The 13131-nt window shown below is 68.8% G+C and carries 13 protein-coding genes and 1 pseudogene; 3 read left to right on the plus strand and 11 right to left on the minus strand.

Annotated elements, in window-relative coordinates; genetic code table 11:
- A pseudogene (locus A5652_RS24630) lies at positions 1–298 on the minus strand (3'-5' exoribonuclease); the annotation flags it as partial.
- 64 nt (positions 299–362) lie between these two features.
- On the minus strand, positions 363–1232 hold the full coding sequence (locus A5652_RS24635; protein WP_369805868.1) for a hypothetical protein: 870 nt from the start codon (positions 1230–1232) through the stop codon (positions 363–365).
- Positions 1233–1340: 108 nt separating this feature from the next.
- Between A5652_RS24635 and A5652_RS24640 the strand changes: the two genes are divergently transcribed.
- A complete protein-coding gene (locus tag A5652_RS24640) occupies positions 1341–2618 on the plus strand; it encodes a glycosyltransferase 87 family protein (RefSeq protein WP_067358236.1) in 1278 nt (425 codons plus the stop codon).
- On the opposite strand, the gene A5652_RS24645 is transcribed toward A5652_RS24640, so the two are convergent.
- The 5 genes from A5652_RS24645 to A5652_RS24665 form a co-directional block, all read right to left on the minus strand.
- A complete protein-coding gene (locus tag A5652_RS24645) occupies positions 2615–3343 on the minus strand; it encodes a 1-acyl-sn-glycerol-3-phosphate acyltransferase (RefSeq protein WP_067358239.1) in 729 nt (242 codons plus the stop codon). The genes A5652_RS24640 and A5652_RS24645 overlap by 4 nt on opposite strands.
- An 85-nt stretch (positions 3344–3428) precedes the next feature.
- Positions 3429–3821, minus strand: a complete 393-nt coding sequence (locus A5652_RS24650) for a hypothetical protein (protein WP_067358242.1) — start codon at positions 3819–3821, stop codon at positions 3429–3431.
- Complete coding sequence (locus A5652_RS24655) at positions 3818–5089, minus strand: ArsA family ATPase (RefSeq protein ID WP_197514104.1); 1272 nt, start codon at positions 5087–5089, stop codon at positions 3818–3820. Before A5652_RS24655 ends, A5652_RS24650 begins: the two co-directional genes overlap by 4 nt.
- A complete protein-coding gene (locus A5652_RS24660) occupies positions 5082–5519 on the minus strand; it encodes an SRPBCC family protein (protein WP_067358248.1) in 438 nt (145 codons plus the stop codon). Before A5652_RS24660 ends, A5652_RS24655 begins: the two co-directional genes overlap by 8 nt.
- A gap of 102 nt (positions 5520–5621) precedes the next feature.
- Positions 5622–6011 carry a polyketide cyclase / dehydrase and lipid transport gene (locus A5652_RS24665; protein ID WP_067358267.1) on the minus strand — a complete coding sequence of 130 codons (390 nt, stop codon included), beginning with the start codon at positions 6009–6011 and terminating at the stop codon, positions 5622–5624.
- Between the two features lie 177 nt (positions 6012–6188).
- Between A5652_RS24665 and A5652_RS24670 the strand changes: the two genes are divergently transcribed.
- Positions 6189–7991 carry a long-chain fatty acid--CoA ligase gene (locus tag A5652_RS24670; protein ID WP_067358251.1) on the plus strand — a complete coding sequence of 601 codons (1803 nt, stop codon included), beginning with the start codon at positions 6189–6191 and terminating at the stop codon, positions 7989–7991.
- 72 nt (positions 7992–8063) lie between these two features.
- Here the strand turns inward: A5652_RS24670 and pimB are convergent, their stop codons facing one another.
- The 4 genes from pimB to A5652_RS27260 form a co-directional block, all read right to left on the minus strand.
- Entirely contained in the window at positions 8064–9194 is a 1131-nt protein-coding gene (gene pimB / locus A5652_RS24675; RefSeq protein WP_067358254.1) for a GDP-mannose-dependent alpha-(1-6)-phosphatidylinositol monomannoside mannosyltransferase, read from the minus strand.
- 81 nt (positions 9195–9275) lie between these two features.
- On the minus strand, positions 9276–10118 hold the full coding sequence (locus A5652_RS24680) for a DUF4157 domain-containing protein (RefSeq protein ID WP_067358257.1): 843 nt from the start codon (positions 10116–10118) through the stop codon (positions 9276–9278).
- A 31-nt stretch (positions 10119–10149) separates the two neighbouring features.
- Positions 10150–11286, minus strand: coding sequence for a peptidoglycan hydrolase RipC (ripC, locus tag A5652_RS24685; RefSeq protein ID WP_067358260.1), 1137 nt, complete (start codon positions 11284–11286; stop codon positions 10150–10152).
- Positions 11287–11465: 179 nt separating this feature from the next.
- Positions 11466–11720 (minus strand): hypothetical protein, encoded by a 255-nt coding sequence (locus A5652_RS27260; RefSeq protein WP_232001429.1) that lies wholly within the window; start codon positions 11718–11720, stop codon positions 11466–11468.
- A gap of 123 nt (positions 11721–11843) precedes the next feature.
- On the opposite strand from A5652_RS27260, the gene A5652_RS24690 reads away from it, so the two are divergent.
- Positions 11844–13131, plus strand: a 1288-nt coding sequence (locus A5652_RS24690; RefSeq protein ID WP_067358264.1) for a DEDD exonuclease domain-containing protein, incomplete at its 3' end; no start/stop codon positions are given.

The following is a 13131-nucleotide window of genomic DNA, read 5'->3' on the forward strand; positions in this document are numbered from 1 at the left end:
GGTCATAGGCCGCCACCCACGCCCACAGCTCGATCGGCTCAGGGGCCAATCCCCCAGAATCCAAGCCGAAGAAGGCCTCCAGGTCTTCCCGGATCTGCCGGCGGGAACGCCACTGCCGCGAGGCCGGCGGCGGCAACTTGGGCAGCACGTTGGCGCGCACCCAGGGCCCGGCGCGCTCGGGGTCGAATTCCGTGGATACCGCGTAGTACTCGCGGCCGTCTTCGGCGGCCACGCCGATTGAGATCAGCTCGATGGTGCGGCCGTCCTCGATGAATTCGGTGTCGTAGAAATACCGCACTTGGGAAGCCTAGACCGGCGCCGGAACGCCGCGAGCGCCGCCGGCCACCGGCTCAGGCCGCGGACTAGCGACTGATCAGGATAGGCCCGGTGGGCGCCGGCGCGGGGTGGACCTCCTGGTCGAGCGTGGCGTCGACCGTGCGGTCGTCGGGCAACCGCGGTGTGCCGGCGATAGCGCACTGCAAGTACAGCTTGGCCCGCACCACCGGGCGGCGCAGCGTCCGCTCGCGTTGCAGCGCGCGGCGCATCTTGTCCGGCTGCGTGGAATATCGCCAGCGCGCCCAGGGCGCGTGCGGGCGCGACAGCCGGATCGCGCCGATGACCAGCAAAACGACGAGGAACATGCCCAATAGGCCCGTCCACACCTTGCCCTTGAGCACCACCACGACGGCCAGCGGCAGCGTCAACGCCATCGCGCTGGCCACGACGGCCCGCAGCAACGTCGATTCGGCGTTGTGCCAGATCGGCAGGAAGAACATCAGTGGGTGCAGCCCCATGATCAACAGCCCCGCCACCGCCACCGCCGCGAACACCGCGTCCACCGAGGTCCGGCCGTCCTCGGACCAGTAGACATCCGACAGGTGCAGGATCAGCGCGTACTCGTCCAGGACCAGGGCGGCACCGATTCCGAAAAAGGTTGCCGCAATGGTGAATTCGGGTTCGTGGCCGTCAATCGACAGCGTGACCAGCGTCAAGCCGGACAGCAGGGTCAGCACAACCCCGAAGGTCACGTGGTGAATGTGCACTCCGCCGACGTGGACGTTGCGCGGATGCCACCACCGGGTGGGCCGGCCGTTGTCGGCGCGGTGCCGGATCAACCGCACGAACGTTCGCGTGACGAAAAACGTCAGGATGAAGGCGACCAGGCAGGACAGCAGCGGCAGGTGGCCGCGGTCGTAGACGTCGTGTGCGAACCATCGGGTCACCTCGGCCACGAACGAATGGAGCACTCTTGAAAGCTACGCCTGTCTGCGCCGGGCCGGTGGGACCCGCGCTGCACCAGGCGGGTCGGGGCCCGGGCACCCATTACGCTGTTGTGCGACATGAGTACACGGCAGGCGCCCGGCGTGGGCAATCGACCCGGGTGGGTGCTGTGGTGGTCGCTGGCTTGGCTGGTGGCCGCCGCGGGGCTGAGCTATGCGGCCTGGCAGCTGTTCGGACACACGCCCTATCGCATCGATATCGACGTCTATCAGATGGGCGCCCGGGCCTGGATGGACGGCCGCCCGTTATACCGCGGGGATGCGCTGTTCCACACACCGATCGTGAATCTGCCGTTCACCTATCCGCCGCTGGCGGCCATCGTGTTCTGCCCGTTCGCCTGGATGCACATGCCCACCGCCAGCGTCGCGATCACCGCCTTGACCCTGCTGCTGCTGGTCGTGTCGACCGCGATGGTGCTGGCGCGGTTGGACGTCTGGGGCACCTCGACGGTCCTGCCCGGCCCGGCCTGGCTGCGCCGGTTGTGGCTGGCCATCGTCGCCGCCGCGGCGTCGATCTGGCTGGAACCGATCAGCTCGAACTTCGCCTACGGCCAGATCAACGTCGTATTGATGACGCTGGTGATCGCCGACTGTCTGCCGCGGCGCACTCCGTGGCCGCGTGGTCTGCTGCTGGGCCTGGGCATGGCGTTGAAGCTGACCCCGGCCGTGTTCCTGCTCTATTTCCTGCTGCGACGGGACAACCGCGCGGCGCTGACCGCGCTGGCGTCTTTTGCGGGGGCGACGCTGATCGGTTTCGTCCTGGCCTGGAACGACTCGTGGGAGTACTGGACGCACACCGTGCATCACACGGACCGGATCGGTTCCGCGTCGTTGAACACCGACCAGAACATCGCCGGCGCCCTGGCCCGGCTGGCGCTTGCAGAGCAGGGACCGTACCTGCTCTGGGTGGCCGCATCGCTGCTGGTGCTCGCGATGACGGTCTGGGCGATGCGACGGGCGCTGCGCGCCGGCGAGCCCACTCTCGCGCTGGTGTGCGTCGCGCTGTTCGGGTTGGTGGTGTCGCCGGTGTCCTGGTCGCACCACTGGGTCTGGGTGCTGCCCACGCTGCTGGTGACCGGGATCGTGGGCTGGCGTCGCCGCAACGTCGCACTGATGGCGGTCTGCGCCATCGGGGTGGCGCTGATGCGCTGGTCGCCGATCGACCTGATGCCCAAGCATCACGAGGCCAGCGCGGCCTGGTGGCGTCAGCTGGCCGGGATGTCCTACGTGTGGTGGGCGCTGGCGGTCATCGTCACGGTCGGGGTAACCGTCACCGCCCGCGGGGTTGCGCGCGATGCGGCCCCGCAGCGGTTGACGCCGGTTACCGCGGCCGGCTAACCGGCGGCGGTCTCGGGAATCCGAACCGCCTCGCCGTCGGCCGCGTCGCCGTTACCGTCCTTTTTCAGGCTCGCCGCGTAGATGTCGACGTATTCCTGACCGGACAACCCCATCAACTCGTAGATCACCTCGTCGGTGACGGCCCGCTCGATGAAGCGGTTGCCTGCCAGCCCGTCGAACCGGGAGAAGTCCATCGGCTTGCCGAAGCGGACGGTGACCCGGCCGAACCGCAGCATGTTCGTCCCCGGCGGGTTGACGACGTTGGTGCCGATCATCGCGACCGGGATCACCGGAACACCGGTCTCGAGGGCCAACCGCGCCAGCCCCGTCTTGCCCTTGTACAGCCGCCCGTCCGGCGAGCGCGTGCCCTCGGGATACATGCCCAGCAACTTGCCCTGGCTCAGGACCTGCTGCGCGGTGTTCAGCGCTGCCTGGGCGCTGTCGGCGTCGGTGCGATCGATCGGCACCTGGCCAACGGCGGTGAAGAACCACCGCTGGAACCAGCCCTTCACACCGGTGCCGGTGAAATACTCCGACTTGGCCAGGAACGTGATGCGGCGCCGCACCACCAGCGGAAGGTAGAAGCTGTCCATCACCGCCAGGTGATTGCTGGCCAGTATCGCCGGCCCGGAACTCGGAACGTGTTCTAAGCCTTCAACTTTCGGCCGCCCGAGCAGTGACAGCAGCGGGCCGAGGAGCACGTACTTGAATAGCCAGTACCACATGGCTCTCCCTCTCGGCAACAGGCGCTGATGTTCTGCGCCAACTGTACCCATCCCCATCGGCAGGGACCACTGCGACGCAGCCGGCTCACTCCTCGAGCGTGACCGGGATGGGCTGATAACGGGTCCGCGACGTGGCCTCCTTGGCGTCACCCGGGGGGGCGGGCCCGCCGTCGGGCGGACCGTTCGGCGGTTCCGGTGTCGGCTTGGCGGACCGGTCGATGTCCTTGACGATGTCGCGGATCACCTCGAGCAGGGCGACGCTGTGGTCGGCGATCGCCGTGAGCAGCGGGTGCTGGTCGCCGGTTGCCAACGCGGCCAGCGCGCACACCGGGCACCAGATCTGCTGACACTTGCCGGTGCCGACGCCCGCGCCGGCCGTCAGCGCCGCCGCCGCGCGCACCGCGGGGTCGATGCCGTCCAGGATCGTCTGGGCGAGCCTGCGCAGTTCCGGACCGATGTCGGAATGAGCCCCACTCACTTAGGCCACACCTCCGGATCTGGTCGAAAACGCACCGTCAGCTCGCTACCCCGCAGATGTGCGTCCAGCACGGTGCACCGCCGGAGTACTGATGCCAACCTAACCCGTCGCCGCAATCCCCCGGCGCTGATGATCAGATCGTCATCGACGCGGCCCAATGTCAGGGCCGACGGATCGAGTTGAGGCAACGCCAGCCGCATTCGGTAGATGGACCCTAGCCCCGTCCCGGACTCGAGGTCCACGGTGGGCCGCAGCGGGCCGGGCGGCGCCGTCCCGCCCCGCCGCCGGGCGGCGTCGAGCAGCCCGCTCAGCGCCTTGGCACCGATCGGTTCGCCGGACAGGTGCGGAGTCATCACCAGCGACACCTCACCGATGGTGGCGTCGAGTTCGTCGAGCACACTCTGCTGCTCGACGATGCGCTCGGTATACCAGTAGAAGGCGGGGTGTTCGGGCAGGTTGCGGTACTCGTACGAGTCGTCTTGCAACAGAACCTGGTTGACGATCAGCTCTTCGACGCGCACCCCCATCAGGGCCAGTGAGCCCAGGGTTCGGGCGGCCTCGGCCGCGACTACCCGCTCGGGCGTCAGCACCAGGTGGGCGCGAACCAGATCGCCGTCGGTGAGCAACGTGCTGAGCGACTCCACGCTGGAACTGATCCGCTCCAGCAGTTCGACCACCGCCGCCGACCGGGCATCGTCGGCGCTGACCGACAGCCGGCGATGCCGCGGCCACGCCCGCTCGACATACAGCGCGAAGGTGGCGGGCAGCGTCAACATCCGCAGGGCATCGGCGGTCGACGCGCAGTCGACGACCACGCGGTCCCATTCTCCCGAGCGGGCCAGCTCGCCGACGGCGTGCAGGCCGAGCACTTCCTGGACCCCCGGTAGCGCCGAAAGCTCTTCGGGCGCAATGGTACCCAGCTCCGAATCGGGAAAGCGCCGGTCCACCGTGGCGATTACGTCATGCCACCGGGCCTCGAGCAGGGCCAGCGTGTCCAATGCCAGTGCGTCGAGGAACCCGCCGCCGGCTTCCGCTCGCCCGGTTTCCAGGTCGGCGAGCACGCGCACCGGTTCGCCCTGGCTCGGCGAGACGGCGACGCCCAGGACGTCACCCAGCGAGTGCGCCTGGTCGGTGGAGACCACAAGCACCCGCTGCCCGGCGCTTGCTGCACCGACGGCGGTGGCGCAAGCCAGGGTGGATTTCCCTACCCCGCCTTTGCCGACGAAAAGGCTGATCCGGGCCGGGGCAGGCGCAGCGGACTCACTCAGCCTCGACTCGTTTCTTTAGATCCTTCAGCGCGGTGTCGGTCAACCGGCGCTCAGCCTTGCGCTTGAGCAGACCGATCATCGGCATCGCCAGGTCAACGGACAGTTCGTAGGTGACTTCGGTGCCAGATCCTTTGGCCGCCAACCGATATGAGCCTTCAAGTGAACGCAGCAGAGAGCTCGACACCAGCGTCCAGCTCACGGATCGGCGGTCCTTGGGCCACTTGTAGGACATCACCATCGTGTCCTTGATCACCGTGGCGTCCATGACGATCCGCGCAACTTTGGGGTAGCCGTCGGCGTCCTTCTCCTGGACCTCGGCTTCCTTGTACTCCGAGATCCACTGCGGGTAGGAATCAATGTCCGCGATCACCTGCATGACGGTGCCCGGGTCGGCTTCGATGTAGATGGTTTGCGTCGTCTTCTCCGCCACCTGGTTGCTGCCCTCTCTCCCGCGAACGGATCGACCCCTCCGATGTGGGGGACCCCTCGGGTCTCGGTCCGACACCGTACTCTCTGCGCGGACCTGACCCGGCTAAACTACCGGAGAAACTCCGACCGGACGTGACCGTTCCAGTATCGCCTTGACCTCGAAGGCCATTTTCTTGCCCGCCACCCGACGGCGGTGCGTCATCTTCGCCAAGTTCATCCTGGCCAGCTGCCAGGCCGCCACCCCGGACGGCTCGGCGTGCAGGAAGTAGTGCAGCACGACACCGTCCAGCGACGGCTCCAGCCAGATCTCCATGGTCCCGGTCAGCGCGCCGGTGACCGCCCATCGGATGCCTTTTTCTCCGCGATCCTCGACGACCTGCAGCCGCAGGTCCGGCCACCAGCGGCGCCAGCTCGACCGATCGGCGACCGCGGCCCCGACCCGCGCCCCGTCGGCGGCGACGAACGTCTCATCCGCGATCTGGATGCTGTTCATGATCACAGCTTCACACACCGGCCCGCGGCGCCCTGCCGAGGGCGCTCGGGACGTCACGGCGGGCAATCGCGGGGCGGCCTGACCCACTCCGGCCGTGCTGGGTCAACGCGCGGATTAGGCTGGTCGGCAGCAACCCGGCTCCCGGGAATCTTCACGAGGTCAATCGAGGTCATAAGAGTGCGTGAGTACAGCGTCCCCGCCCGCTTTTCCGTCGGCGAACAGGACAACATCGCCGCAATGGTCTTCGAACACGAGCGCGATGACCCCAACTTCGTCATCTATCAGCGTCAAGTAGAGGGTGAGTGGACCGACGTCACCTGCGGTGAGGCAGCTGATCAGATCCGCTCCGCCGCACTTGGTTTGATCTCCCTGGGCGTGCAGGCCGGCGACCGGGTGTCCATCTTCTCGGCCACCCGCTACGAATGGGCGATCCTCGACCTGGCGATCCTGGCGGTGGGCGCGGTCACCGTGCCCATCTACGAGACATCGTCGGCCGAGCAGGTCCGCTGGGTGCTGCAGGACTCCGAGGCGGTGCTGGCGTTCGCCGAGACCGACGAGCACGCGGCGATGGTGACCGAGCTGACCGCCGAACTGCCGGCACTGCGCCGGGTGCTGCACATCGACGGTTCGGGTCCCAAGGCACTCGACCAGCTGGTGGAGGCAGGCGCATCGGTGGAACCGGCCGAGCTGACCGCGCGCCTCAAGGCGCTGCGGGCCAAGGACCCGGCGACACTCATCTACACCTCCGGCACTACCGGGCGGCCTAAGGGCTGCCAACTGACGCACTCGAATCTGCTGTACGAGACCCGCGGCGCCAAGGAGAGCCTGCCAACACTGCTCGACGAGGGACAGCGGCTGCTGGTCTTTTTGCCGCTGGCGCACGTGCTGGCCCGCTCACTGACGTTGTCCGCGTTCGCGAACAAGGTCACCGTCGGCTTCACCAGCGACATCAAGAACCTGGTGCCGCTGTTCGCGGTGTTCAAACCGACCGTGGTGGTGTCGGTGCCGCGGGTGTTCGAGAAGGTCTACAACACCGCCGAGCAGAACGCCTCCAACGACGGCAAGGGCCGCATCTTCGCGACGGCCGTGCAGACCGCCGTCGACTGGAGCGAGGCGCAGGACCGCGGCCGCCGCGGGCTCACGCTGCGCGCCAAGCACGCCTTGTTCGACCGGCTGGTGTACAACAAATTGCGCGCCGCGCTGGGCGGCGACTGCCACGCGGCCGTCTCCGGCGGAGCGCCGCTGGGCTCGCGGCTGGGGCACTTCTACCGCGGCGTGGGCCTGACCATCCACGAGGGCTACGGCCTGACCGAGACCAGCTCGGCGATCACCGTCAACCAGGTCGGCAACGTCAAGATCGGCACCGTCGGAACGTTGGTGCCCGGCAACAGCATGCGCATCGCCGACGACGGCGAGCTCTTGGTGCGCGGCGGCGTGGTGTTCAGCGGTTACTGGCGCAACGAGCAGGCCACCGAAGACGCCTTTACCGACGGCTGGTTCAGGACCGGCGATCTGGGCGCGCTCGACGAAGACGGCTTTCTGAAGATCACCGGGCGCAAGAAGGAGATCATCGTGACCGCCGGCGGCAAGAACGTCGCGCCGGCCGTCCTGGAGGACCGGCTGCGGGCGCATCCGTTGATCAGCCAGGCGATGGTCGTCGGGGACAACAAGCCATTCATCGGCGCGTTGATCACCATCGACCCGGAGGCGTTCGACGGCTGGAAGCAGCGCAACCAGAAGGGGGCCGGCACGTCTGTGAGCGATCTGACCACCGATCCCGACCTGGTCGCGGAGGTGGACGCGGCGATCAAGGACGCGAATCAGGCGGTGTCGCATGCGGAGTCGATTCGCAAATTCCGCATCCTGCCGGTCGACTTCACCGAGGACACCGGTGAACTGACGCCGACGATGAAGGTCAAGCGCAACGTGGTGGCCGAGAAGTTCGCCTCCGACATCGAGGCCATCTACGAGAAGGATTAGCCGTCCGGCGCCGCGCTGGGGGCGCCTCCCGCTTGCGGGGGACCCGCCGGCGTGAGGCGGGCGCACCGCCGATCAGCCGAGCAGCCTGCCCAACCGCTCCGCCAGGGTGTCCCAGCGCCATTGGGCCGTCACCCAGTCGCGTCCGGCCGCGCCCATAGCGGCGGCCCGGTCGCGGTCGGTCAGCAAGCCGGTGACGGCGTCGGCGATCTCGTTCACCTCGCGGCCGTCCACGACCAGCCCGGTCTTGTTGTGCTGCACCGTTTCCGGCGCTCCCCCGGACTTTCCGGCGATAACCGGCACGCCGGTCGCCGACGCCTCGAGGAATACGATGCCCAGTCCCTCGACGTCCAGCCCCGCGCCGCGGGTGCGGCACGGCATCGCGAACACATCGGCCAGCGCGTGGTGTGTGGGCAACTCGGCGGGTGGCACACCGCCGGTGAAGGTCACGTCGTCGGCCACCCCGCATTCGCGGGCCAGTTCGCGCAGCGAGTCCGCGTACGGACCACCCCCGACGATGACCAGGGCGGCGCCCTCGACACGTCGCCGGATCGACGGCATGGCTTTGATGAGCATGTCCTGACCTTTGCGCGGCACCAGCCGGGACACGCACACCACGGTCGGCCGCTCCCCCAGGCCGTAGCGGGCGCGCAGCTGCGCGCGGCCCGCCGGATCGGGCCTGAACCGATCGATGTCTACTCCGGGCGGCAGGTGTTCCAGCGAAGCCTTGGGGCCGAAGGCCGGCGCGAACCGGGAACGGGTGTAGCGGCTGACGAAGGTGACGACGTCGGTGTCGTCACCGATGCGGCGCAGCACCGAGCGCGCGACCGGGAGCATCGACCAGCCGACCTCGTGGCCGTGCGTGCTGGCCAGCACCTGGCTCGCCCCGGCGCCGCGGGCCCGCTGGGCCAGCAGCGCCAGCGGTGCGGCCGCGCCGAACCAGACGGTGTCGATGTCCTCCTCGGCGATCAGCCGCCGCATGCGGGTATCGACCGCCGGGCCAGGCAGCATCAGCGTGCCCGGGTGGCGCACCACCCGATATTTGGCCGCCTCGTCGTACGCCTCAGCGCCCTTCCATTGCGGCGCGTACACCGTTACCGAGTGCGACCCGGCGTCGACCAGCCGGCCGACGAACTCGCCGAGGTACGACTGGATGCCGCCCGGTCGGGGCGGAAAGTCGTTGGTTACCAGCAGGACCCGACTCACGTGCGTCAGGCTAGCTTGGCGACGACGCCGCGCGTGCACACGGTCTGAGCTGGGCCGCGGCCGCGAGCCACGCGGGCCGGCCTAGTGGGTCAGCCATTGTTGCCACCGCGTGAGCAGACCCGCCGGGCTGGTGCCCAGCACGTCTTGGCTGGCGGCGGCTATGTCGCTGTGCCGGATGCCGCAGGTGGTCAGGTAGAGGTCGCGCAACTTCGGCGGCCCGTAGGCGTCGGCGACGAATCGGGCGAACCACCAGGCGCGGTCGTAGGCCAGCGAACGCTGCGCTCCGGGCTCGTCCAGGTCGCTGTCAGTGGGCAGCTTCATGGGTAGCAAGGTGTCGGTCGGCACCGGCATGGGTGGGCGGGCGACGAAGTCGGCCACCCCCTCGGTGAGCCAGCGGGGCGCATCCGCGACGGTGTCGGTGCGGGCGGCGTAGTGAAAAAGCTCGTGGGCCAACACGATTCGCAACGATGCGGCGCTCATTGCGGCGGCGCCCGGCGCGAAGACGATCCGCTGGCCGACAGCAACCCGGCGAACGGGATCGACGCGGTCGGCGACCGTCACGGCCGCGATATCGGCCCACTGGGACGCCGGTCCCCCGCCGGCGGCGGCGCGAAATTCCTCGTCCGTTCCGGCCGCGACCACGGAGATCTCGCGGGGCCAGTCGATGCCCCAGAACGACTCCACCGCGGTGATCGCCGCCCCCATCTCCGCGGTTACCCGGGCCAGCAACCGGTCACTGGCGGGCCCGCCCAGGCCCGACAGCCGCACCGTGCGATCGCCGACGGTGACCGACTTCGTTGACGCACCGATCTGGCTGCGGGCGGGCATGACCAGCTGTGCGGGTCGGATCCGGCTCTCGCGCACGGCGTCGAACGGCACGGCCGCGACCACGAGGAGTTCGACGATGAATAGCCAAGCCAGCAGCAGCGGGAGCCGCCGGCGCGGTAGGAGGTGTCTAGTAACGACGAGCGTCGTAAATCGGGCCGCCGGCGCTCATCGGCGCTACCCGGACCGGCACGCCATAGGTGGACGAATGGATCATCATGCCGTCACCGATGTAGATGCCGGTGTGCGAGGCGTCGGAATAGAAGGTCAGCACGTCACCGGGCTGCAGATCCCCCATAGACACGGGCTGGCCGCCGTGGGCCAGCGCCTGGCTGGAGTGCGGCAACGAAATGCCGGCCTGCTGGAAGGCCCACATCACCAGCCCGGAGCAGTCGAATCCGCCGGGCGCCGAGCCTCCCCACACGTAGGGCGAACCGACCTGGGTCAGCGCGGCCTGCACGACGGTGGCGCGGTCGCCGCCGCCGACCCCCCCGGGTGCCATGCCAGGCATGCCGGGCATCCCGCCGCCGGGCGGGGCTTCACCCGGCGCCTGCCCAGGAGGCGCGCCCGGGGGCGCCGCTTCCGGCGCCGGGGCGCCGGGAGGCGGAGCAGGATTGGCCAGCGCGGTGCGCTGATCGGCGGTCAAAGAAAGGTATTGCGACTTGACGACGGCGATCTGCACCTGCAGTTGGCTCTGCTTGGACTGCAGGCTCGCCCTCACCGCGGCGGCCTGCTCGGCCGCGCTCTTGGCGTCGGCGGCCGACTTCGCGGACTCGCGCTCGGCCTTGGCGGCCTGCTCCCCCGCGATCCGGTAGCTCTTCATCTGGCTGGCCATCTGCGTGGCCATCACCCGCTGCACCGCCAGCTTGTCGATCAGGCCCTGCGGCGAGCCGGCGGTCAGGATGGCCTCCATGCCGTCCACGTGGCCGCCCATGTAGGTGGCGGCGGCCAGCTTGTTGACCGAATCCTGATACGACGACAGATGCGCCCTGGCCGCGTCGACCGCGGCCTGGTCGTCGGTGTGCTTCTTGTCCGCGGCGCGCTGCGCGGCCAGCTTGTCGTTGAGATCGAGCTGGGCGCTGTGCATGGCCTCGGTGGTCTGCTCGGCCTGGCGGGACAGCTCGTTGAGTTTTGCCGTGGCGTCTTCGGCCGGGTCGGCCCACGCGGATGCGGTCACGACGCCGAAGAAGAGCGCGAAGCCAGCTAGTGCCCCTATGGCCGAACGTGTCAGGACACGCGCAACCGGGTACCTAGAGTCAAGCCTCAAGATTTGCTTCCTTAAACGGCCATCGACGATTTAGATCGTCGAGCTGGTTTAGGTCTCAAACAGGTTACGAAACGATATCGGCGTTTGTCCAAAGCGAGCGGTTAAGAAATTAGAAAGAATTCTGTCATTTCTATGTGAATCGTTTCGCATGGCCCGAGGACCTTTGTGGGACAAGGCAATTAGGCTACACCAGATCCTCGATCCCGACGAATCGGGACAAGACGAAGTCGCGGCGCCAAGCCCACCTCGGCAAGAACCTCCAAAGCCGCCCGTTCATCCTGCAATAAAGTATCCGGGACCCCGAGTATCACGCTGACGACGCAGTCGCGGCAGCCGGGGCCGCGCACCGCGCACTCGTCGCAGTCGATCACCACCGGGGTCCCCGGCTCCGGCGGCGTCATCCCGATGTCGTTGGGTCCAGTTCCTGGTGCCATCGGATCGGTCCTCTCGCTCTGGCTTCGGCGAACATCACGCCGCACTGCCCGAACGGTAACCGCGGGCACCGACACGTATCCGTCCCCGCATTCCGCCTAGGCGCCCGGCGTGGGATCCCCCGGGTGTCGGTCGTCACCCTTAACGTCACCGCCGTGGCTTTCCGGGGTGCGACTCAGCTGAGCTTCGCCGACGTGGGGTCGCCGTTCACGCCCGACGAGCTCTCGCTGCGCGAAACGACCTTCGTCGTGGTCGACCTGGAGACCACCGGCGGACGCACCAAAGGCACCGACGGAACCGTTCCCGACGCGATCACCGAAATTGGGGCGGTCAAGGTGCGCGGCGGCGCGATGCTCGGCGAGTTCGCCACCCTGGTGGACCCGCAGCGCAGCATCCCGCCCCAGATCGTGCAGCTGACCGGCATCACCACCGCGATGGTCACCGACGCGCCGACCATCGACGCGGTGCTGCCGATGTTTCTGGAGTTCGCCGGGTTCGACCGCGGAGCCGTGCTGGTCGCCCACAACGCCGGGTTCGACGCCGGCTTCCTGCGCGCCGCCGCGCAGCAGTGCGACATCGCCTGGCCGCGGCCCCAGGTGTTGTGCACGGTCCGGCTGGCCCGCCGGGTGCTCAGCCGCGAGGAAGCCCCCAGCGTGCGGCTGGCCTCCCTGGCGCGGTTGTTCGCCGTGGCCACCCAACCCACCCACCGCGCCCTCGACGACGCGCGCGCGACCGTCGACGTGTTGCACGCCCTCATCGAGCGAGTGGGCAACCAGGGCGTGCACACCTACGCCGACCTGCGCGCCTACCTGCCGGACGTGACACCCACTCAGCGCCGCAAGCGGGTGCTCGCCGAGGGGCTGCCGCGCCGGCCCGGCGTGTATCTGTTCCGCGGGCCGTCGGGCGAGGTGCTCTACATCGGCACCGCGGTCGACCTGCGACGACGGGTCAATCAGTACTTCACCGGCGCCGATCCCCGGGGCCGCATGAAGGAGATGGTCGCGCTGGCCGGCGCGGTCGACCACGTCGAATGCGCCCACGCCCTGGAGGCCGGCGTGCGCGAACTGCGGCTGCTGGCCGCCCACGCCCCGCCGTACAACCGGCGGTCCAGGTTCCCGCAACGGTGGTGGTGGGTGGCACTGACGGAGGAGGCATTCCCCCGCCTGGCGGTGGTGCGGGCGCCGCGGCACGACCGCGCCGTCGGACCGTTCCGGGCCCGCGCCGACGCCGCCGACACGGCCGCCCTGATGGCCCGCTTCACCGGGTTGCGAACCTGCACCAACCGGCTGGGGCGCTCGGCGCTGCACGGGCCGCTGTGCGCCGAGGCGGAGGTGTCGCCGTGCCCGGCCGCGCGTGGCGTCACCGCCATTCAGTACGCCGCTGCCGTGGCGCGGGCCGCCGCATTGATCGACG

It is taken from the genome of Mycobacterium sp. 1165178.9, assembly GCF_001673555.1.
GTDB lineage: Bacteria > Actinomycetota > Actinomycetes > Mycobacteriales > Mycobacteriaceae > Mycobacterium.

Excerpts from the sequence above, each read along its gene's own strand:
- A5652_RS24640 (WP_067358236.1), top strand. The coding sequence starts at position 1,341 with ATGAGTACACGGCAGGCGCCCGGCGTGGGCAATCGACCCGGGTGGGTG.
- A5652_RS27260 (WP_232001429.1), bottom strand. The coding sequence starts at position 11,720 with ATGGCACCAGGAACTGGACCCAACGACATCGGGATGACGCCGCCGGAG.
- A5652_RS24665 (WP_067358267.1), bottom strand. The coding sequence starts at position 6,011 with ATGAACAGCATCCAGATCGCGGATGAGACGTTCGTCGCCGCCGACGGG.
- A5652_RS24645 (WP_067358239.1), bottom strand. The coding sequence starts at position 3,343 with ATGTGGTACTGGCTATTCAAGTACGTGCTCCTCGGCCCGCTGCTGTCA.